Genomic DNA, 20713 nt, shown 5'->3' with positions numbered 1-20713 from the left:
GTTAGCCAGTGGACGGATCACCCGTCCCGAGACGTCCCGCACCAGGAGGCACCCAGCGATGTCGGTCCCGCAGCTCAACGACGAGCACCGCGGCGAGGAGATCCTCGCCGTACTCGACACCGCCTTCGGCGAGCTCCTGGCCGCCGACCCGGCCGCGTTCCGGGTGAAGTTCCGCAAGATGGCGGCCTCGGCGTTCGCGTTCTACCGCGGGACGGCGTGCCTCTTCTACCACGACCTGGACGCCGGGAACGGCGGGCGGATACACGGCGGGCCGTACCTGGACGACCGGACGTCCCGGGTGTGGATCCACGGCGATCTGCACGCGGAGAACTTCGGCACCTACATGGATTCGAACGGCCGTCTGGTCTTCAACGTCAACGACTTCGACGAGGCCTACGTCGGCCCCTTCACCTGGGACCTCAAGCGCTTCGCCGCCTCGGTGGCGCTGATCGGCTACGCCAAGGCGCTCAGCGACGAGCAGATCACCGAACTGGTCACGATCTACGCGGCCGCCTACCGCGAGCGGATCCACGCGCTGGCCACCGGCGCGAAGAGCGACGAGGTGCCGCCGTTCACGCTGGACACGGCCCAGGGGCCGCTGCTGGACGCGCTGCGCGACGCCCGCTCGCTGACCCGGTTCGGCCTGCTGGAGTCGATGACCGAGATCCGCGACTTCGAGCGCCGCTTCGCCGCCGGCGGCGGCGCGGTCGAGCTGGACGCCGCGACCCGCTACAAGGTGCTCGCCGCATTCGACGGCTATCTGGAGACGCTGCCTGACGCCTCGCTGGCCCGCCCGGACTCCTACCGCGTGAAGGACGTCGTGGGCCGCCGCGGCATCGGCATCGGCTCGGCCGGGCTGCCGTCGTACAACATCCTCCTGGAGGGCCACAGCGACGCCCTGGAGAACGATGTGGTGATCTACATCAAGCAGGCGCAGACCCCGGCCGTCTCCCGGCACGTCACCGATCCGGCCATCGGCGCCTACTTCGAGCACGAGGGGCACCGCACGGTGATCTCCCAGCGCGCCCTGCAGGCGCACGCCGACCCGTGGCTGGGCTGGACCGAGCTGGACGGCACGGGCCAGCTGGTCGCCGAGGTCTCGCCGTACGCCGTCGACCTGGACTGGGGCGACATCGACGAGCCGGAGGAGATCGCCCAGGTCGTCGCCGACCTCGGCCGGGCCACGGCCACCATGCACTCGGCGGCGGACGACACCTCCGGCGAGTCCCTGGTGCCGTTCTCCACCGAGCGCGCGATCGACGCCGCGATCGCCGCCGACGAGGACTCGCTGGTCCCGCTGCTGGTCGACTTCGCCCACGACTACGGCGCCCGGGCCCGCCGGGACCACCAGATCTTCCTGGACCTGTTCCGCAACGGCAGGATTCCTGGGCTGTGACCGTCCACCCGTCCACAGGAACCCTTCCGTCCACAGGAACCCTTTAGGGACCTCTTACCGGAGCACGTGACACACTCTCTACCGCCATGGACATATCCGGAACCCAGCTCAGAGCCGTCCGCGCGGTGCTGTTCACGACCTGCGTCGTGACCCTCAGCACCACGTCGCACGTGCTGCTGTCCGGGGCTCCGCTGCCGGTCAACACGGTGGCCGCGGTCGCCGCCGCCGTGTTCGTCCTGGCGTACGCCCTGGCGGGCCGGGAGCGCTCCTTCGGACGGATCGCCGCCCTGCTGATCCCGCTGGAGCTGGCCGCCGACACCGTCTTCACCACCGGTCAGCACGTCTGCTACGGCCGGATGGGCGGCCCGGTCGCGGGCCCGCTGCGGTCCTTCGGCTTCGACGTGCTGTGCGGCGACGGCACCAGCGTGGGCGCTCCGCTCGCCCGGGTCACCGGACCCGCCGCCGAGGGCGGCGACCGGCTGGCGGCGCTGTTCGCCGAGGCCCACCCGGGCACCGCCTGGGCGCTGCTGGGCGCGCACATCGGCGTCGGCCTGCTGGCCGCCGCGTGGCTGCGCCGCGGGGAGCGGGCGCTGGCCCAGCTGCTCGGCGCGGTGGCGGCCACCACGTTCCGGCCGCTGCTGCTCGCGGTCGCCGCGGTGGCGGTGCGCCGCGCCCCGGAGGTGCTGCGGCCGGTCCGCCCGGTGCGCCGCGCCGCCACGGCACGGAGCCTGGTCCTCGCGCACTCCCTGGGGCGGCGTGGACCGCCGTGCTCGGCCGCCGCGGCCTGAGGCGACCCGGCCTCCGGCACGGCGCGACGCGAGCACGAACAGTCCCCCTTCGTATCCCGCACACGACGTGTGCGTCCCCCGTGGAGATCATCACCATGAGCAAGCGGAACAGCCAGGCGGCGAAGACGGCGGCCCGTGAGCGGCTGCGCATCGAGCGCGAGCGGCAGGCCAAGCGCGACAAGGTCAAGCGGCAGCTGATCGTGGCCGGCTCCCTGGTCGGCGTCCTGGCGATAGCCGGCGGCATCAGCTACGCGGTCGTCCAGGGCAACAAGCCCGACCACTGGGAGGCCGCGGCGGACGCCAAGCTCGTCAAGCCGGCCAACACCAGCGGTGAGAACGGCACGACCGTGGTCATCGGCAAGTCCGACGCCAAGAAGACCCTGGAGCTGTACGAGGACCCGCGCTGCCCGGTCTGCGCCACGTTCGAGCAGACCGTGGGCAAGACGATCGAGAAGGACGTCGAGGACGGCAAGTACAAGATCCGCTTCGTCGGCGCCTCGTTCCTCGACCGCAACCTGACGGGCGAGGGCTCCAAGAACGCCCTGAGCGCGATGGGCGCCGCGCTGAACGTCAGCCCCGAGGCGTTCCTGGCGTACAAGAGCGCGCTGTACTCGGCCGAGTACCACCCGGAGGAGACGGACGACAAGTTCAAGGACGACTCCTACCTGATCAAGATCGCGAACACGGTCGACGCGCTGAAGGGCAACAAGGAGTTCCAGGCCGACGTGAAGGACGGCACGTTCGACAAGTGGGCGCTGGAGATGTCCGAGGTGTTCGACAAGAGCGAGGCCCAGGGCACCCCGACGCTGATGATGGACGGCAAGAAGCTCACCGGCTCCGACGGGCAGAACGCGCCCATGACGGTGGCCGAGTTCACCACGGCGGTCGACAAGGCGCTCAAGGCCTGATCCCCGGCCGGCTTTCCGGGCGTTGAAGAGCGGGCGAACTTTCCCGGGTTCGCCCGCTCTGGCGTGTACCTGCCAGTAACCTGCTCGGCTGTGACCAGTCGAAGCAGATCGATCAGACCGTCCGAGAGAACCGTCCCCGCCGCCGCGGACGCCTCTCCCCCTGTCCCGCGCCGTACGGTCGTGAAGGCGGCGGCCGCCGGCGCGGCGCTGGCCGGACCGCTCGCCGCGTCCCTGCCCGCCGCCCGTGCGGCGACCGCGGCGCCCGCCTTCCTGCACGGTGTGGCCTCCGGCGACCCGCTGCCGGACGGCGTGCTGCTGTGGACCCGGGTGACGCCGACGCCGGAGGCGGTACCGGGCTCCGGGCTCGGCCCGGACACCGAGGTGCGCTGGACCGTCGCCCGGGACCGGGCGTTCACCGACGTCGTCGCGCGGGGCTCGACGCTCGCCACCGCCGCCGCCGACCACACCGTCAAGGCGGACATCCGGGGCCTGGCGCCGGCCACCGACTACTGGTTCCGCTTCTCCGCGGGCGGCACCGACTCCCCCGTCGCCCGCACCCGCACCGCCCCCGCCGCCGACGCCGCCGTGTCCGGCCTGCGCTTCGGCGTGGTCTCCTGCTCCAACTGGGAGGCCGGCCACTTCTCGGCGTACCGGCACCTCGCGGCCCGGTCCGACCTGGACGCCTGGCTGCACCTGGGCGACTACATCTACGAGTACGGAACCGGCGAGTACGGCGCCCGCGGCGAGGTCGTCCGACCGACCGCGCCCGCGCACGAGATCCTCACCCTCGCCGACTACCGCGTCCGGCACGGTCAGTACAAGACCGACCCCGACCTCCAGGCCCTGCACCACCGGGCGCCGGTCGTGGCGATCTGGGACGACCACGAGATCGCCAACGACACCTGGTCGGGCGGCGCCGAGAACCACACCGAGGGCGCGGAGGGCACCTGGGCGGCGCGTCAGGCCGCCGCCAAGCAGGCCTACTTCGAGTGGATGCCGGTGCGGCCCGCGCTGGCCGGCACCACCTACCGCCGGCTGCGCTTCGGCAGGCTCGCCGACCTCTCGCTGCTGGACCTGCGGTCGTTCCGCTCCCAGCAGGTCACCACCGGCGACGGCGCCGTCGACGACCCGGAGCGCACGCTGACCGGCCGTGCCCAGCTGGACTGGCTGAAGGCGGGCCTGACGGCGTCCGACACCACCTGGCGGCTGGTCGGCACCTCGGTGATGATCTCGCCGTTCGCGGTGGGCTCGCTCCCCGCCGAGCTGCTGGGGCCGCTGGCCGAGCTGCTCGGGCTGCCGCGGGAGGGCCTCGCCCTCAACACCGACCAGTGGGACGGCTACACCGACGACCGCCGCGAACTCCTCGCCCACCTGCGCGCGCACGCCGTCCGCAACACGGTCTTCCTGACCGGCGACATCCACATGGCGTGGGCCAACGACGTTCCGGTGAACGCGGCCACCTACCCGCTGTCGGCCACGGCGGCCACGGAGTTCGTCGTCACCTCGGTGACCTCCGACAACCTCGACGACATCGTCAAGGTCCCCGAGGGGACCGTCTCCGCGGTCGCCGCGCCGCTGATCAGGGCGGCCAACCGGCACGTCCACTGGGTCGACACCGACCGGCACGGCTACGGCGTGCTGGACATCACCGCGGAGCGCGCGCAGATGGACTACTACGTGCTCTCCAGCCGCACCGCGGCGGACGCGACGGCGGCCTGGGCCCGCTCGTACCGCACGCGCAGCGGCACACAGCGGGTCGAGCGGACCTACGACCCGGTGTAACCCCGCCTCCGAAGGGTGATTTTCGGCCACTCGGGGACGGGAGGCCGGACACCGAGGGTGGATCAGGCCGTCACGGCGGGTGGTGTGGGCCGGGAGTCGAATCCGGACACACCACCCGTCCACTGGCCGGAATGATGACGTCCCGCTCCCGGACTCCGCGCGACGTAACGTTTCCCCGCCCGCCACCTTCCCGATTGCCCCTGTTTGTCGGGGCGTTGATTGGGCTTGATCACTCCTCTTTGCACGTAGTCATGTCCACGTAATCTCCCGGCGGCGGCCAGGAAGATCCCTGGCCCGGTCCCCACCGCATCCGCCAGGAGCCCTCATGCGCACGCTCGCCCGAATATCGTCCCTGTCGCGCAGACGCCTGCTCGGTACGGCCGTCGTGGCCGGAACCCTGATGCTCTCCCCCCTGTCCGCGCCGACCGGAGTCGCCGCGGCGGGAACCCTCACCGCCGCCGAGTGCGCCGAGGACGTCCACGAGCACTCCGCGGCCCGCAAGGCGCACCCCGGCCACGAGAAGCACGCCGCCGAGCCGAACGAGATCAGCGAGGCCCGCGCCCAGGCGATGGACGCCGACCTGCGCGCCCGGCTGGACAAGCTGCGCGCCTCCGGCCGGAGCGCCACGACCACCGCCGCGACGACCATCCCGGTCTACTTCCACGTCATCCACGACGGCGAGACCGGCAAGCTCAGCTCCGCCGACATCACCGCGCAGCTGAACGTCCTGAACGCGGCCTACGCCGGCCAGGGCACCGGCAACACCGACTCGGGCTTCCAGTTCACGCTGGCGGGCACCGACTACACCGACAACGCCGCCTGGTACACCGTCGGCTACGGCTCGCCGGAGGAGAAGGCGATGAAGACCGCCCTGCACCAGGGCGGCGCGAACGCGCTCAACTTCTACACCGCCAACATCGGCGACGGCCTGCTCGGTTGGGCCACCTTCCCGAGCTCCTACCGGTCCAGCCCGGAGATGGACGGCGTCGTCGTCCTCAACTCCTCACTGCCCGGCGGATCCGCCACCAACTACGACGAGGGCGACACCGGCACCCACGAGGTCGGCCACTGGATGGGCCTCTACCACACCTTCCAGGGCGGCTGCAACGGCAGCGGCGACTACGTCGAGGACACCCCGGCCGAGAAGAGCCCCGCCTACGAGTGCCCCGAGGGCCGCGACACCTGCACCCGCAAGGCGGGCGCCGACCCGATCCACAACTTCATGGACTACACCTACGACGCGTGCATGTACCAGTTCACCGCCGGTCAGGTGACGCGCATGCAGGAGAGCTGGGCCGCCTACCGCGCCGGCTGATCCCCCTCCAGCGAGTCGAGGAAGCCGAGCGCCACCCGCCAGGTGGCCTCGGCGGCCTCCTCGTCGTAGTCCGGAAGGTCGGGGTCGGTGTACAGGTGGCCGGCCCCGGCGTACCGGTACACCTCCACGTCGGCCCCGGCCCGGCCCATCCGCAGGTACCAGGCGGTGAGCCAGTCGTCCGTCTCGAACGGGTCGGGCTCGGCGACGTGCAGCTGCACCGGCAGCTCGTCCACCGAGGCGTTCTCCGCGATGTCGGACGTGCCGTGCAGCAACAGCAGTCCGCGCGCCCTCTCGTCGCCGAGGGCCAGCGTCTGCGCCACTGAGGCGCCGAAGGAGAACCCGGCGTACACCAGGCCACGCTCCGAGTAGGGCGCGGCGGCCAGCACGGCCCGCTTCAGCAGCTCGTCCCTGCCGGTCTCCTCCTTGTACGCCGTGCCCTCCTCGACCGTGTCGAACGTACGGCCCTCGAAGAGGTCGGGCGTCCACACCTCGTGTCCGGCCGCGCGCAGCCGGTCGGCCGCCCGCTGCACCGCGGGCCGGGGACCGTAGGTCGAGTGAAAGAGCACGATGTTCATGAGGCCATGGTGCCAGCCCGGTGCGACGACGCCGGATCCCGGCCGTACCCGTGATCGCGCGGAAGTCACATGTTCATGGCCGCGCGAGCCGGTTAGGTTCGAGGGCATGGATGACGTGCTCCGCCCCCTGATCGTGGTCGGCGGCTCGGTGGTGCTCACGCTGCTGCTCGGCTGGGTCACCGATCTGCTGCTGCGCAAGGCCGACGAACGCCACCACGAGACCCCGCTGTGGGGCCTGCTGCGCCGCGCCCGGATCCCCTACCAACTGCTGCTCTGCGCGGCCCTGCTGCGCGGCTCGTACGACGAGGCCCGGCTGCTGCAGAGCCACGAGGTCGGCGTGGGCCGGACCCTGACGCTGGTGCTGATCGGCTCGGCGGCCTGGCTGGTGATCCGTATCGCCGCCGCGGTGGTGGAGACCTCCTACAGCAGCTACGCCAGTTCCCGCCACCGGCGCGACCCCGCCCGGGTGCGCCGGGTGCGCACCCAGGTCACGCTGATCCGGCGGGTGGTCTCGGCGGTCGTCGGTGTGGTGGCGGTGGCCGCGATGCTGCTGACCTTCCCCGCGATGCGCGCCGCCGGCGCCTCGCTGCTGGCCTCGGCCGGCATCCTCGGCATCGTCGCCGGTGTGGCCGCCCAGTCGACGCTGAGCAACATGTTCGCCGGGCTGCAGATCGCCTTCGGCGACATGGTGCGCATCGGGGACACGGTGGTCGTGGACGGCGAGTGGGGCACGGTCGAGGAGATCACGCTGACGTTCCTGACCGTGCGCACCTGGGACGAGCGCCGGATCACCATGCCGGTGTCGTACTTCACGTCCAAGCCGTTCGAGAACTGGTCGCGCGGCACGCCGCAGATGACCGGCATCGTCTTCTGGCACCTCGACCACTCGGCGCCGCTGGAGGCGATGCGCGACAAGCTCCGCGACATCCTGCGCGAGTGCCCGGCCTGGGACGGCCGCGCCCACAACCTGTCGGTGACCGACAGCACGCCCAGCACCATCGAGGTGCGGGCGCTGGTGACGGCCAAGGACGCCGACGACATCTGGACGGTGCGGGTCGAGGTGCGCGAGCGGATGATCCGCTGGCTGACCGAGGAGCACCCGTACGCGCTGCCCCGGGTCAACACGGCGGACGCGGTGCTGCGGCCGGGGCCCGACGGCCACCGTCCCGCCGACGGCGTACCGGCGGCGCGCCGTGTGCACGGCCATCCGCGGGAGCGCTGACCGGCCCTCGGCCGACCGGCCCTCAGTGGCCGCGTTCCGCGCCGCCGTTGACCTGGATGATCTGCGAGGTGATGTGCGCGGCGCCCGGGGAGGCGAGCCAGTGCAGGGTCGCCGCCACGTCCCCGGGCGTCCCGGCCCGCCCGTTCAGGGTCTCCTCGACCAGCCAGGTCCGCAGGTCCTCGTCGATGCCGTCGCCGAAGAACGCGGTGTCCTCGATGTAGCCGGGCGCGACCACGTTCACGGTGATGCCGTGCGGGCCGAGCCTGCGGGCGAGATCGTGGGCGTACGGGTGCAGCCCGGCCTTGGCGGCCGCGTACGCCACCTGTCCGTGGCCGCGGTAGGCGGCGATGGAGCTGAGGAACAGCACCCGGCCGCCGGGTTCGGCGAGCCGCTCCCGCAGGGCCTCGGTGAGCAGCGCGGCGGTCAGGAGGTTGAGCCGGAAGTTGACGGTCCAGGAGCGGGCGACCGCGTCGAGCGGGTCGTCGCCGCCGACCGGTGGTTCGAGGAGGCCGTTGCCGCCGGCGCAGTGGATCAGCACGTCCACGGCGCCGAACTCCCGGCCCACGAAGCCGGCCACACCGCGTACGGCCTCCGGGTCGGCCAGGTCCGCGGCGTAGGTGAGGGCGCCCGGCACCGGTGCGCGCTCCAGCACGTCCCCGCGCCGCCCCAGCAGCAGCACCTGGTCCCCGTCGGCGGCGAACACCTGCGCGGCGGCCAGACCGATCCCCGTACCGCCCCCACTGATCACGACATTCCGAGTCATACCCAGACTTTACGAACCTGGGGTCGCGGGTCCCGCCAAGCTCACCGGAGGCTGCGCACATCGAGATGGCGCAACACCCGGTCCACGACCTCCGGGTCCGCGCCCGGCTCGCTGCGCGCCGCCAGCACCTCGTGCCGGGCGGCGCTGAGCATCTCCCGCTGGATGCGGCGGATCCGCTTCAGCCGCAGGGCGCGCTGCCGTTGCGCCTCCCGCCGCTCGTCCTCCGCGAGGTCGGGACTGATCCGCACGCCGATGTCGAAGGCGCTGCGCAGCATCTGCTCGGAGAGTTCCTCCGGCAGCTCCTCGGCCTCCTCGATCTCCCGGAGCCTGCGCTTCGCCGCCTTCGCCGCCCGCACCGCGAGGTCGTGTTCGAGGCGTTTCTCGCGGCCGGTGTCGGCCCGCACCCCGAGCCGTCCCACCAGCCACGGCAGGCTCAGCCCCTGCACCAGCAGCGTCGCCATGATCACGCCGAACGCGAGGAAGATGATCTCTCCGCGGCCGGGAAAGGCCTCCTGGGCGTCGGTCTCCAGCGGAATCGCCAGCGCCAGCGCGACGGAGGCCACCCCGCGCATGCCCGACCACCACATCACCACGGTCTCGCGCCAGCTCACCGGGATCTCCTCGTCGGTGTCCCGCGCGGCGTGCAGCCGCTGCGTCAGCCAGGTCGCCGGCAGCAGCCACAGCAGCCGCACCACGACGACCACGCCGACGATCGCCGCCGCCCAGCCGAGCAGTTCGCCCCAGCGGCCGGAGGCGGTGCGGATGGCGTTGTGCAGTTCCAGGCCGACGAGTCCGAACGCGACGCCGGTGACCAGGGTGTCGACGATGTCCCAGAAGGTGTGCCCGGCGAGCCGGGTCATGACGTCGTCGGCGTCGGTGGCGTACTCGGCGAGGAAGAGCGCGGTGGTGAGCACGGCGAGCACGCCGGAGCCGTGGAGTTCCTCGGCGAGCACGTAGGAGGCGTACGGCACCAGCAGGCTGAGGCCGATCTGCAGGGTCGCGTCCCCGAGCAGGTCCATCAGCTTGTTGGCGCCCCAGCCGAGCGCCAGGCCGACCGCCACCGCCACCACGGCGGACAGCACCAGGTCGAGCCCGGCCTCCCACGGCGAGAAGGTGCCGCTCACGACGGCGGCGATCGCCACGTTGTACAGGACGATCGCGGTGACGTCGTTGAACAGGCCCTCGCCCTCCAGGATCGACACCAGCCGGCGCGGCAGCCCCAGTTTGCCCGCCACGGCGGTCGCGGCGACCGGGTCGGGCGGCGCGACCAGCGCGCCGAGGGCGAGGGCGGCGGCGAGCGGCAGCCCGGGCACGATCGCGTGGGCGACGGCGGCGACGCACAGCATGGTGACGAAGACCAGCGCGACCGCGAGCAGCAGGATCGGTCTGACGTTCGCCGCGAACTGCCGCCAGGAGGTGCGCCGCACGGCGGCGTACAGCAGGGGCGGCAGCAGCAGCGGGAGGATCAGGTCCGGCGGGATGTCGACGTTCGGCACGAACTCCAGCAGCGCCAGGACGATGCCGAGGAGCGTCATCAGGACCGGCGCCGGCAGCCCCAGCCGCTCCCCCACGGGAACGCTCACCACGGCCCCGAGCAACAGGACGAACAGCAGGGTCAACTGATCCACGGTCAGTACTCCGGACGGATCGGCGGTCGCAGGGCGGAACTCCACCCTGCCACGCCCAGGGTCTGTCGTTCGGATCAGCGCGGCTGTGAGGTGCGGTGCCCTTTCGACCGGCTCGAGCGGGGTCCGGTGCGTGCAGCTGCACGGCGGAGGAGGGCGACAGCGCGGTGGGGGTGCCCCCGCGCGAGCGGAGCCGAGCGTGGGGGAGTCGGCAACCGACGGCAACGCCGCAGACGCGCGTGCCGGACCCCGCGACCCCGGGACGATCCAAACGACAGGCCCTAAGGCTAGGCCCTCACCAGGCCGTCGCGGCCCCGGCTACAGAACGCGCCGCATGGCCCGGTGCGGTATGCCCGCGTCCGGGAACTCCGGCCCGTAGGCCTCGTAGCCCAGCCGCTCGTAGAAGCCGAGGGCGTGGGTCTGCGCGTGCAGGTCGACGGCCGTCAGACCCCGCGCGCGGGCCGCGTCCTCGATGGCCCGCACCAGCGCGGCACCGACGCCGAGGCCCCGCGCCGCGCGCGTCACCGCGAGCCGTCCGAGCGATCCGACGGCCGGATCACCGCCGTTCTTCGCCGCGGCGGCCGCGCCGTGCAGCAGCCGCCCGGTGCCGAGCGGTACGCCGTCCTCGCGGACCGCCAGCACGTGCACGGCGCCGGCGTCGTAGGCGTCGTACTCGATGTCCTCGGGGACGCCCTGTTCGGCGACGAAGACGTCCTTGCGGACCGCGAAGCACGCCTCCAGGTCGGCTGGGTCCTCCGCCACGCGCAGGACGTGAACGGCGCTCACGCGTAGGTCTCCTCGCGGACCTGGTCGAGCGCCTGCTGCAGGTCGTCGGGGTAGTCGCAGCCGAACTCCACCCACTGTCCGTCACCGGGGTGCTCGAAGCCGAGCCGCACCGCGTGCAGCCACTGCCGGGTCAGCCGCAGCCGCTTGGCGAGCGTCGGGTCGGCGCCGTAGGTGAGGTCGCCGACGCAGGGGTGGCGGTGGGCGGCCATGTGGACGCGGATCTGGTGGGTGCGGCCCGTCTCCAGCTTGACGTCGAGGAGGGAGGCGGCGCGGAAGGCCTCGATGAGGTCGTAGTGCGTGACGGACGGCTTGCCGTCGGCGGTGACCGCCCACTTGTAGTCGTGCTGCGGGTGGCGGCCGATGGGGGCGTCGATGGTGCCGCTGGTGGGGTCGGGGTGGCCCTGGACGAGCGTGTGGTACCGCTTGTCGACCGTGCGCTCCTTGAACTGGCGCTTGAGCGACGTGTACGCGTACTCGGACTTGGCGACGACCATCAGGCCGGAGGTGCCGACGTCGAGGCGGTGCACGATGCCCTGGCGCTCGGCGGCGCCGGAGGTCGAGATGCGGTACCCGGCGGCGGCGAGACCGCCGATCACCGTGGGGCCGGTCCAGCCGGGCGAGGGGTGGGCGGCGACTCCGACGGGCTTGACGATCACGACCACGTCGTCGTCGTCGTGCACGATCTCCATGCCCTCGACCGGTTCGGCCACCACCTGCACGGGGGCGGGCGCCTGCGGCATCTCCACCTCGAGCCAGGCACCGCCGTTGACCCGCTCGGACTTGCCGACCACCGATCCGTCGACCGTGACCTTCCCCGCGGCGGCGAGCTCGGCCGCCTTGGTACGGGAGAAGCCGAACATGCGGGAGATGGCGGCGTCGACGCGCTCGCCCTCCAGGCCGTCGGGCACGGGCAGGGTACGGATCTCGGGAATCGTGCTCACCCGTCGAGTATGCCGGACGGGTCGGACACTCTCGTACGAGAGTCCGGGAGCCCTCAGTCCTTGTGGACCGTGCCGTCCGGGTCGAGGCCCCGGAACGACAGCAGCACGATCAGGATGCCGCCGCACACGATCGCCGAGTCCGCCAGGTTGAACACGGCGAAGTGCTTGGGCGCGATGAAGTCGACGACCGCGCCCTGGAAGACGCCCGGGGACCGGAAGATCCGGTCGGTGAGGTTGCCGAGGGCACCGCCGAGCAGCATGCCGAGCGCGATCGCCCAGGGCAGGCTGTACAGCTTGCGGGCGAGGCGGATGATCACCACGATCACGGACGCGGCGATCACCGTGAAGATCACGGTGAAGGCCTCACCGAAGCCGAAGGCCGCGCCCGCGTTGCGGATCGCCTCGAACCTCAGCCAGTCGCCGATGATCTCGATCGGCTCGTGGTGCTCCAGCTTGGCGACCACGATCATCTTGCTGATCAGATCGAGGGCGTAGGCGAAGGCGGCGACGGCGAACAGCACGGCGACCCGCCGCTTGCCGCGGGGCCGCCCGGTCTCCGCCGCCGTCCCGTCGGTGCCGGCCGTCTCCTGCCCGTCCCGGTCCGCGTCCGGGGTGTCCGGCGTACCGATGATGCGCTCCGCCTCTGCCACGTGAGTCCCTCAACCTAGGTGCCTGACTGAGGACGAGGGTACGGCACGCCCTGTGCGCCCGCCGATCAGTACCGGCGCTCCTGCTTCTGCTTGCACTCGACGCACAGGGTGGCCCGCGGGAAGGCCTGCATACGGGCCTTGCCGATGGGGTTGCCGCAGTTCTCGCACAGGCCGTACGTCCCGGCGTCCAGGCGCTGCAGGGCGCGTTCGAACTGGGTGAGCATCTCGCGCGCGTTGGCGGCGAGCGCGAGTTCGTGCTCGCGCGTGATGTTCTTGGTCCCGGTGTCCGCCTGGTCGTCGCCCGCTCCGTCGCCGGAGTCCCGCATCAGACCGGCCAGCGACTGCTCGGAGTTGGTGATCTCCTCGCGCAGCCGCAGCACCTCGGACATCAGCTCGTCCCGCGCCTCCTCGACCTCTTCCGGAGTCCACGGCTCCTCGCCCGGACGCACCGCGAGGTCGCCCGGCTCCGCCGCGCCGATCCGGGCCTTGGGCACGGCGGTCTTCGCCGCCGTGGCCGCCGTGCCAGGGGTCTTCTTCGCACCCACCGTCGTCACTCCCGTCTGCGCCGCGGCCTCGGCCGCGCCCGCGTCATCGGCCGTGCTGCGCCCGGCCACATCCTGTGCGGACCCGCTGGTCCTGGCGGCGCCCCCGCGCTCGGCGCCACCGCCCGGGCCCGTGGGCCCGGCTTCCCCCGCCGCCGCTCCGGCGTCCCGCTGCCCCCGGGCACCGGCGGCGCCCGTCGCTGCGGCCGGCGCGGCGGCCGTCCGTCCGGCCTTCCGTCCGGCGGCGGGCTTCTCCGCGATCGCCTCCTCCGCGGGGGCCTCGGCCCCGGGCGGCGGCTTCGCGGGCGCCTTCTTCGCGGCGGTCCTCTTCGAGGGCGCCTTCGCCGCGGGCGCATCCTCGACTGCCGTCTTCTTGCCGGGCGCCTTCTTGGCGGGCGTCTTCTTGGCGGGCGCCTTCTTGGCCGCCGTTTTCTTCACCGCCGCCTTCTTCGCGGGCGCCTTCTTCGCGGGCGCCTTCCTGGCCGGTTCCTCCTCGGCGGCCTTCTCCGCAGTCGTCTCCTCCGCGAGCGGCTCCCTGGCGACTGCCTTCGCGGCGACCGCCTCCTCGGCGACCGTCTTCGCTGCTGTCTTCTTGGCGACCGTCTTCCCGGCTGCCGTCTCCTTGGCTGCCGACTTCTTGGCTGCCGTCTTCTTCCCCGCAGGCATGCCGCCGGACGCCTCAGCGGCGGAGACATCCCCCGTCGCCGTCCTCTTCACCGTCGTCTTCTTCGCCGCCTGCTTCACGGACGCCTTCCCGGCCGCCACCTTCTTCGCAGGCACCTTCTTCGCAGGCGCCTTCTTCACGGACGCTTCCGGAGCGGTGGCCTCCTTGCGCACCGGCTCCGCCTCCGCGGCCCGCTCCCCCACGCCCGCCCTCCCCGCCGCAGCCCTCCCGGCCACGGCCTTCCCGGCCGCCGCCTCCGCCGCCCCAGCAGCCTGCTGCGCCCTCGCCGCCCCGGCCGCACCCGACGAGCTCGTGCTCTTCTTCCCGCCCGCCCCCTTGCCCGCACCGCCGGGAGCGGACCCGGGCCTGCCGGACGGCGCCGACTGCTGTACGGCGGTCTTCTTCGCCACCATGGCCGCGGCCCCTTCACATATTGTGATCTTGCGCGCAAATCGTGCTGGGACGATAAATCGACTCGAGTCCCGCGGCAACGGGGCACACCGCCCGATTCGCTCGCCCCGCGGACGCCACGCGGGGAACCTGCATCCGTTGTGCCCAGCTCCCCGCCGGGTATGCCGCCGGAAAGGGCTTCCCGACATCCGAACACGCGTACCTGGCCATTCGGGGCATACGAGGCGGCGTCCCGCCCGATCCGCACCACTCCCCGCGGCCACCGGAAAACAGGTCGGCCGCTGTCCCCGCGGCGCCGTACACTGGGCGGAGCGAAAAGCGGAGATGGGGACGAGTAGCGGCGTACGCAGCCCAGAGCGACCCGGGGACGGTGTGAGCCCGGGGGCGAGCGCGACGTGAAGATCACCCCGGAGCCGCCGGAAGAAAACCGCAGCGGGCGCAGTGCGACAGCGGCGGCGAGTAGAACCGGCATCGCGACCCCAATGAGGGGGCTCACCGGCGCGCACGACGCACCGGAGGGCCAAGGAGGGTGGTACCGCGGGAGCGCGCCAAGGCGGCGCAGGGATCGACACAGCTCTCGTCCCTCCGGACGGAAGGCAGCAAGTCCGCCGGAGGAAGCCCGCTGATGACAACGCCGACGTACCGCCAGGTGCCCGCCCAGGTCGACCTGCCCGCCCTCGAGCACGCCGTGCTCGACTTCTGGCGCGAGCAGAAGATCTTCGCCAAGAGCCTGGAGCAGTCCCAGGGCCGCCCCGAGTGGGTGTTCTACGAGGGCCCGCCCACCGCCAACGGCATGCCCGGCGCCCACCACATCGAGGCCCGCGTCTTCAAGGACGTCTTCCCCCGCTTCCGCACCATGCGCGGCTACCACGTGGCCCGCAAGGCCGGCTGGGACTGCCACGGCCTCCCGGTCGAGCTCGCCGTCGAGAAGGAACTCGGCTTCTCCGGCAAGCAGGACATCGAGGCGTACGGCATCGCCGAGTTCAACGCCAAGTGCCGCGAGTCGGTGACTCGCCACACCGACGCCTTCGCCGAGCTGACGACCCGCATGGGCTACTGGGTCGACCTCGACGACGCCTACCGCACCATGGACCCGGAGTACGTCGAGTCCGTCTGGTGGTCCCTGAAGGAGATCTTCAACAAGGGCCTGCTGGTCCAGGACCACCGCGTCGCCCCCTGGTGCCCGCGCTGCGGCACCGGCCTGTCCGACCACGAGCTGGCGCAGGGCTACGAGACGGTCGTGGACCCGTCCGTCTACGTCCGCTTCCCGCTCACCTCCGGCCCGCTGGCCGGCGAGGCCTCCCTCCTGGTGTGGACGACCACGCCGTGGACGCTGGTGTCCAACACTGCAGTCGCCGCGCACCCCGAGGTCACCTACGTCGTCGCCACCAAGGGCCCAGAAGGCACGGAGAAGCTGGTCGTCGCCGAGCCGCTGGTCGCCAAGGCGCTCGGCGAGGGCTGGGAGACCACCGGCCAGACCTTCACCGGCGCCGAGATGGAGCGCTGGAGCTACCGGCGCCCCTTCGAGCTGGTCGAGTTCCCGGCCGAGGCCCACTTCGTGGTCAACGCCGACTACGTCACCACCGAGGACGGCACCGGCCTGGTCCACCAGTCCCCCGCCTTCGGTGAGGACGACCTCAAGGTCTGCCGCTCCTACGGCCTGCCGATGGTCAACCCGGTCCGCCAGGACGGCACCTTCGACGCGGACCTCCCGCTCGTCGGCGGCGTCTTCTTCAAGAAGGCCGACGAACAGCTCACGGCCGACCTCGACGAGCGCGGACTGCTCTTCCGGCACGTCCCGTACGAGCACAGCTACCCGCACTGCTGGCGCTGCCACACCGCGCTGCTCTACTACGCGCAGCCGTCCTGGTACATCCGCACCACCGCCATCAAGGAACGGCTGCTCCAGGAGAACGAGAAGACCAACTGGTTCCCCGACTCCGTCAAGCACGGCCGGTACGGCGACTGGCTCAACAACAACATCGACTGGGCGCTGTCCCGCAACCGCTACTGGGGCACGCCGCTGCCGATCTGGCGCTGCGAGGACGACCACCTCACCGCCGTCGGCTCCCGCGCGGAACTCACCGAACTGACCGGCACCGACCAGTCCGGCCTCGACCCGCACCGCCCGTACATCGACGAGGTCACCTTCGCCTGCCCGCAGTGCGCCAAGACGGCCACGCGCGTACCGGAGGTCATCGACGCCTGGTACGACTCGGGTTCCATGCCGTTCGCGCAGTGGGGCTACCCGTACAAGAACAAGGAACTCTTCGAGTCCCGCTACCCGGCGCAGTTCATCAGCGAGGCCATCGACCAGACCCGCGGCTGGTTCTACACCCTGATGGCCGTCGGCACGCTCGTCTTCGACAAGTCCTCGTACGAGAACGTCGTCTGCCTCGGTCACATCCTCGCCGAGGACGGCCGGAAGATGTCCAAGCACCTGGGCAACATCCTCCAGCCGATCCCGCTGATGGACCAGCACGGCGCGGACGCGGTCCGCTGGTTCATGGCGGCCGGCGGCTCACCGTGGGCGGCCCGCCGCGTGGGCCACGGCACCATCCAGGAAGTCGTCCGCAAGACGCTGCTGACGTACTGGAACACCGTCGCCTTCCAGGCCCTGTACGCCCGCACCTCGAACTGGGCACCGTCCGCGGCCGACCCGGCCCCGGCCGACCGCCCGGTCCTCGACCGCTGGCTCCTGTCCGAACTGCACGCCCTCACCGACCAGGTGACCCAGGCGCTGGAGAGCTACGACACCCAGCGCGCCGGCAAGCTGCTCTCCGCGTTCGTCGACGACCTGTCCAACTGGTACGTGCGCCGCTCCCGCCGCCGCTTCTGGCAGGGCGACAAGGCCGCGCTGCGCACCCTGCACGAGGTCGTGGAGACGGTCACCCGGCTGATGGCCCCGCTGACCCCGTTCATCACCGAGCGGGTCTGGCAGGACCTGATCGTCCCGGTCACCCCGGGCGCCCCGGAATCGGTGCACCTGTCGTCCTGGCCGGAGGCGGACCTGTCCGCCATCGACCCGGAGCTGTCGAAGCAGATGGTGCTGGTGCGCCGTCTCGTCGAACTGGGCCGCGCCACCCGCGCCGAGTCCGGCGTGAAGACCCGCCAGCCGCTGAAGCGGGCGCTGATCGCCGCGGGCGGCTTCGACGCTCTCGACCCGGAACTGCACACGCAAATCACCGAGGAACTGAACGTCGAGTCGCTGGCGTCGCTGTCCGAGGTGGGCGGCTCCCTGGTGGACACCACGGCGAAGGCCAACTTCCGGGCCCTCGGCAAGCGGTTCGGCAAGCGGGTCCAGGACGTCGCCAAGGCCGTCGCCAACGCGGACGCCGCCGCGCTGTCCCTGGCGCTGCGCGACGGCACGGCCTCCGTGGAGGTCGACGGCGAGACGATCGACCTCGCCCCGGACGAGGTGATCATCACGGAAACCCCGCGCGAGGGCTGGTCGGTGGCGTCCGACGCCGGCGCCACCGTCGCCCTGGACCTGGAGATCACGGAGGAACTGCGCCGCGCCGGCCTGGCCCGCGACGCGATCCGCCTCATCCAGGAGGCCCGCAAGAACAGCGGCCTCGACGTCGCCGACCGGATCGCCCTGCGCTGGACGGCCGGCGAACCCGCCACGACCGCCGCACTGGCAGAGCACGCGGAACTGATCGCCGACGAGGTCCTGGCGACGGACTTCGCCCAGGGCGAGGCGGACGACACCTACGGCGCCCCGTTCACCGACGAAGGGCTGTCGCTGACCTTCCGCCTGCGCAAGGCGTAGGGCACCGCCGGGCGTGCGCGGCGCCGGCCGCGCACGCTCCCGCTGCGGCCCCGCGCAGTCCGTCGCCGACCACACCCGTGGCGGAGCCCCGCCTCCGGCACGTGAGACACCCCACACGGCCCGGGTCCACCAACTTTTCCGGTGGACCCGGGCCTTCGGCGTTGTGTGCGTCGCACATCACACGCAGACCCGAACACACACCCCCACACCACGGGCGTCCACGCACGCCAAAGGGCGGGGCCCCGGATTCCTCGAATCCGGGGCCCCGCCCTGAACACTGCCGACTGCTACGCCGTACTCATGGCCACACGACCGTCAGTTGTCGTCCTCGTCGATGAGGAAGCCGCGCATCGGCGAGGGCGCCTGACCCATCGGGGAGGGGCCCTGCGGACGCACCGGCGCCATCGGCTGGGTCATCGCCGGCTGCATCTGCTGCTGACCGCCGTACGACGGGCCCGACTGGCTCGGAGAGCCGCCCATCGTCTGGTTGCCGCCGTAGGACGGCGCACCGGCACCGGCCGGAGCCATCGAGGGCGCCGGGGACGGCGGCAGCGACGGAGCGCTGGAGGCGGGTGCCTGACGCGGCGGGGCGAGCGAGTCGTCCGCCTGCGTCTCCAGCTGGCGCAGCTGCGACTCCAGGTAGGACTTCAGCCGCGTGCGGTACTCGCGCTCGAAGCCGCGCAGGTCCTCGACCTTGCGCTCCAGCGTGGCGCGGGCGGACTCCAGGGAGCCCATCGCGACGCGGTGCTTCTCCTGCGCGTCCCGCTCCAGGGCGTCCGCCTTGGCGCGGGCGTCCCGCTCGAGACCCTCGGCACGCGAACGCGCCTCGCCGACGATCTTGTTGGCCTCGGAACGGGCCTCGGCGATCGCCTGGTCGGCGGTCTGCTGGGCCAGCGACAGAACGCGCGCGGCGCTGTCGCCACCCGGGCCGCCCTGACCGGGCATACCGGGACCGCCCATGGGACCGCCCATCGGGCCACCGGGGCCCATCTGCCCCTGCATCGGGCCGCCCTGGCCCATCGGCCCGGGACCCTGACCCATCGGTCCGGGACCCTGCGGGCCCTGTCCGCCGGGGCCGGCGGGCAGCTGCGGCGCACCGCTCGGCAGCTGGGGCGGACCACCCATGGGGCCACCCATCTGCTGCTGCGGCGGGCCCGATATGCCGGCGGGCACCGGAGCGCCGGGACCTCGCATGCCCTGCTGGGGCATGCCCTGGGGCGGCCCCTGCTGCTGTTGCTGCTGGTCCTGTGGCTCAGGAGGCTTGCGCATGTTCTGCTGGTTCTGCGCAGCGGCGCGCGTGGCCGCGGCCAGCTTGGCGCGCAGGTCCTCGTTCTCGCGGAGCAGGCGCGTCAGTTCGGCTTCGACCTCGTCGAGGAAGGCATCGACCTCGTCCTCGTCATAGCCTTCTCGGAGGCGGACGGTCGTGAACTGCTTGTTCCGCACGTCCTCGGGGGTCAACGGCATCTCTTCACCTCAACGTAGTCATCGGCAGTCGGCAAGACCGTATCGTCCACAGTCACCTCGCGAGATTGCCCACGATCGAGATCAGGATGTAGACGATGATCATCAGTACGAAGAAGGACAGGTCGAGCGCCACGCCCCCGAGACGCAGCGGCGGGATGAACCGCCGCAGAAGCTTCAGCGGTGGATCGGTGACAGTGTAGGTGGCCTCCAGGACGACCACCATCGCCTTGCCGGGTTGCCACGAGCGGGCGAACTGGAACACGTAATCCATGACCAAACGGAAGATGAGCACGATGAGGAACACCATCAGCGCGATGTAGATCACCTGCGCGAACACGCTCATGGCCTGTCTTTCCCTCTCCCCTGTGCACTGCTCGGTCCGGTACTGCGTCTCAGCTCTGGTTGAAGAACCCGCCCTCTGCGATGCGGGCCTTGTCCTCCGCCGTGACATCGACGTTAGCAGGAGACAGCAGGAACACCTTCTGCGTCACCCGCTCGATACTGCCGTGAAGACCAAACACCAAACCGGCCGCAAAGTCGACAAGTCGCTTCGCGTCTGTGTCATCCATCTCAGTGAGATTCATGATCACCGGAGTGCCCTCACGGAAGTGTTCCCCGATGGTACGGGCCTCGTTGTAGGTCCGGGGGTGAAGTGTGGTGATCCGGTAAGGCTCTCGTTCCGACACGACCTTGGGCATGATCACCGGTGCGTTCTTCTCCAGGCTTGCGCGTTCTTGTGTGATGGACGCCACGGGCGCGATCCGCGCCGGGCGTGGCGATTCCGCGGGCAGCGAAGCGGAACGGGCGACCGGTTCGCGCGGCGCGGGAGGGTGGGTGATTCGCACCTCTTCGTCTCTTTGAGACTGGTGTGACCCGTGTGACTGGTGAGATGACTCATGCCGCCGGTGGTCCCGCTCGGGCTCCGGGTCGAGTTCGGGTTCAAAGTCGTCGTCTGGGTCGAATCCGCGGCCGTCGTACCCATCGTCCTCCACGAGGCCGAGGTAGACCGCCATCTTGCGCATCGCGCCGGCCATGCTCCGAGTCCTCCGCTCTGTGGTGGATCTGCTGACGACCGCCAAGTGCCCGCGATCCACTAGGTCCTTACGTCC

17 protein-coding genes are annotated in these 20713 nt (G+C 71.5%); 7 read left to right on the top strand and 10 right to left on the bottom strand.

The window, feature by feature from the left end; genetic code table 11:
• Positions 1 to 58 precede the first annotated feature (58 nt).
• From FGW31_RS25920 to FGW31_RS25900, 5 genes are all read left to right on the top strand, one after another.
• Complete coding sequence (locus FGW31_RS25920; protein WP_142195930.1) at positions 59 to 1396, top strand: DUF2252 domain-containing protein; 1338 nt, start codon at positions 59 to 61, stop codon at positions 1394 to 1396.
• An 86-nt stretch (positions 1397 to 1482) separates the two neighbouring features.
• A complete protein-coding gene (locus FGW31_RS25915) occupies positions 1483 to 2184 on the top strand; it encodes a hypothetical protein (protein WP_142195929.1) in 702 nt (233 codons plus the stop codon).
• 95 nt (positions 2185 to 2279) lie between these two features.
• On the top strand, positions 2280 to 3092 hold the full coding sequence (locus FGW31_RS25910; RefSeq protein WP_142195928.1) for a DsbA family protein: 813 nt from the start codon (positions 2280 to 2282) through the stop codon (positions 3090 to 3092).
• Between the two features lie 90 nt (positions 3093 to 3182).
• Entirely contained in the window at positions 3183 to 4874 is a 1692-nt protein-coding gene (locus FGW31_RS25905; RefSeq protein ID WP_373303336.1) for an alkaline phosphatase D family protein, read from the top strand.
• Positions 4875 to 5199: 325 nt separating this feature from the next.
• Entirely contained in the window at positions 5200 to 6189 is a 990-nt protein-coding gene (locus FGW31_RS25900) for a zinc metalloprotease (RefSeq protein WP_142195927.1), read from the top strand.
• Here the strand turns inward: FGW31_RS25900 and FGW31_RS25895 are convergent.
• Positions 6174 to 6764, bottom strand: a complete 591-nt coding sequence (locus FGW31_RS25895) for a dienelactone hydrolase family protein (RefSeq protein ID WP_142195926.1) — start codon at positions 6762 to 6764, stop codon at positions 6174 to 6176. The two genes, FGW31_RS25900 and FGW31_RS25895, sit on opposite strands and share 16 nt — an antisense overlap.
• A 106-nt stretch (positions 6765 to 6870) precedes the next feature.
• Between FGW31_RS25895 and FGW31_RS25890 the strand changes: the two genes are divergently transcribed.
• Positions 6871 to 7986 carry a mechanosensitive ion channel family protein gene (locus FGW31_RS25890; protein WP_142195925.1) on the top strand — a complete coding sequence of 372 codons (1116 nt, stop codon included), beginning with the start codon at positions 6871 to 6873 and terminating at the stop codon, positions 7984 to 7986.
• 22 nt (positions 7987 to 8008) lie between these two features.
• Here the strand turns inward: FGW31_RS25890 and FGW31_RS25885 are convergent, their stop codons facing one another.
• The 6 genes from FGW31_RS25885 to FGW31_RS25855 form a co-directional block, all read right to left on the bottom strand.
• Positions 8009 to 8749, bottom strand: coding sequence for an SDR family NAD(P)-dependent oxidoreductase (locus FGW31_RS25885; protein ID WP_142195924.1), 741 nt, complete (start codon positions 8747 to 8749; stop codon positions 8009 to 8011).
• A 41-nt stretch (positions 8750 to 8790) separates the two neighbouring features.
• Positions 8791 to 10383: a Na+/H+ antiporter gene (locus FGW31_RS25880; RefSeq protein WP_142195942.1), complete on the bottom strand. Its 1593-nt coding sequence runs from the start codon at positions 10381 to 10383 to the stop codon at positions 8791 to 8793.
• A gap of 309 nt (positions 10384 to 10692) precedes the next feature.
• Positions 10693 to 11160, bottom strand: a complete 468-nt coding sequence (locus tag FGW31_RS25870) for a GNAT family N-acetyltransferase (protein ID WP_142195922.1) — start codon at positions 11158 to 11160, stop codon at positions 10693 to 10695.
• On the bottom strand, positions 11157 to 12101 hold the full coding sequence (locus tag FGW31_RS25865; RefSeq protein ID WP_142195921.1) for an RluA family pseudouridine synthase: 945 nt from the start codon (positions 12099 to 12101) through the stop codon (positions 11157 to 11159). The genes FGW31_RS25870 and FGW31_RS25865 overlap by 4 nt, the downstream gene beginning before the upstream one ends.
• Before the next feature lie 53 nt (positions 12102 to 12154).
• Entirely contained in the window at positions 12155 to 12751 is a 597-nt protein-coding gene (gene lspA, locus FGW31_RS25860; RefSeq protein ID WP_142195920.1) for a signal peptidase II, read from the bottom strand.
• A gap of 65 nt (positions 12752 to 12816) precedes the next feature.
• Positions 12817 to 14370 (bottom strand): TraR/DksA family transcriptional regulator, encoded by a 1554-nt coding sequence (locus tag FGW31_RS25855; protein WP_308432230.1) that lies wholly within the window; start codon positions 14368 to 14370, stop codon positions 12817 to 12819.
• Positions 14371 to 14993: 623 nt separating this feature from the next.
• On the opposite strand from FGW31_RS25855, the gene ileS reads away from it, so the two are divergent.
• Positions 14994 to 18140, top strand: coding sequence for an isoleucine--tRNA ligase (gene ileS, locus FGW31_RS25845; protein ID WP_142195919.1), 3147 nt, complete (start codon positions 14994 to 14996; stop codon positions 18138 to 18140).
• A 315-nt stretch (positions 18141 to 18455) separates the two neighbouring features.
• Here ileS and FGW31_RS25840 read toward each other — a convergent pair whose 3' ends face one another.
• Genes FGW31_RS25840 through FGW31_RS25830 form a run of 3 tightly spaced genes read right to left on the bottom strand, consistent with a single transcriptional unit; the run spans position 18456 to position 20638 of the window.
• A complete protein-coding gene (locus tag FGW31_RS25840) occupies positions 18456 to 19604 on the bottom strand; it encodes a DivIVA domain-containing protein (protein ID WP_142195918.1) in 1149 nt (382 codons plus the stop codon).
• Positions 19605 to 19656: 52 nt separating this feature from the next.
• On the bottom strand, positions 19657 to 19947 hold the full coding sequence (locus tag FGW31_RS25835) for a YggT family protein (protein ID WP_004932337.1): 291 nt from the start codon (positions 19945 to 19947) through the stop codon (positions 19657 to 19659).
• A 49-nt stretch (positions 19948 to 19996) separates the two neighbouring features.
• Positions 19997 to 20638, bottom strand: a complete 642-nt coding sequence (locus FGW31_RS25830; protein ID WP_142195917.1) for a cell division protein SepF — start codon at positions 20636 to 20638, stop codon at positions 19997 to 19999.
• Positions 20639 to 20713 lie beyond the last annotated feature (75 nt).

Source organism: Streptomyces calvus, assembly GCF_006782915.1.
In the GTDB taxonomy this organism is placed as follows: Bacteria; Actinomycetota; Actinomycetes; order Streptomycetales; family Streptomycetaceae; genus Streptomyces; species Streptomyces calvus.
Note: the sequence above shows the minus strand (reverse complement) of the source record. Positions and strands in the feature narration are given on the sequence as shown.

What these genes read in the sequence shown, in the direction of transcription:
- FGW31_RS25840 (WP_142195918.1), bottom strand. Translation starts at nt 19,604, where the DNA reads ATGCCGTTGACCCCCGAGGACGTGCGGAACAAGCAGTTCACGACCGTC.
- FGW31_RS25830 (WP_142195917.1), bottom strand. Translation starts at nt 20,638, where the DNA reads ATGGCCGGCGCGATGCGCAAGATGGCGGTCTACCTCGGCCTCGTGGAG.
- FGW31_RS25835 (WP_004932337.1), bottom strand. Translation starts at nt 19,947, where the DNA reads ATGAGCGTGTTCGCGCAGGTGATCTACATCGCGCTGATGGTGTTCCTC.
- FGW31_RS25890 (WP_142195925.1), top strand. Translation starts at nt 6,871, where the DNA reads ATGGATGACGTGCTCCGCCCCCTGATCGTGGTCGGCGGCTCGGTGGTG.
- FGW31_RS25855 (WP_308432230.1), bottom strand. Translation starts at nt 14,370, where the DNA reads ATGGTGGCGAAGAAGACCGCCGTACAGCAGTCGGCGCCGTCCGGCAGG.
- FGW31_RS25910 (WP_142195928.1), top strand. Translation starts at nt 2,280, where the DNA reads ATGAGCAAGCGGAACAGCCAGGCGGCGAAGACGGCGGCCCGTGAGCGG.
- FGW31_RS25915 (WP_142195929.1), top strand. Translation starts at nt 1,483, where the DNA reads ATGGACATATCCGGAACCCAGCTCAGAGCCGTCCGCGCGGTGCTGTTC.
- ileS (WP_142195919.1), top strand. Translation starts at nt 14,994, where the DNA reads ATGACAACGCCGACGTACCGCCAGGTGCCCGCCCAGGTCGACCTGCCC.
- FGW31_RS25895 (WP_142195926.1), bottom strand. Translation starts at nt 6,764, where the DNA reads ATGAACATCGTGCTCTTTCACTCGACCTACGGTCCCCGGCCCGCGGTG.
- FGW31_RS25885 (WP_142195924.1), bottom strand. Translation starts at nt 8,749, where the DNA reads ATGACTCGGAATGTCGTGATCAGTGGGGGCGGTACGGGGATCGGTCTG.
- FGW31_RS25900 (WP_142195927.1), top strand. Translation starts at nt 5,200, where the DNA reads ATGCGCACGCTCGCCCGAATATCGTCCCTGTCGCGCAGACGCCTGCTC.
- FGW31_RS25920 (WP_142195930.1), top strand. Translation starts at nt 59, where the DNA reads ATGTCGGTCCCGCAGCTCAACGACGAGCACCGCGGCGAGGAGATCCTC.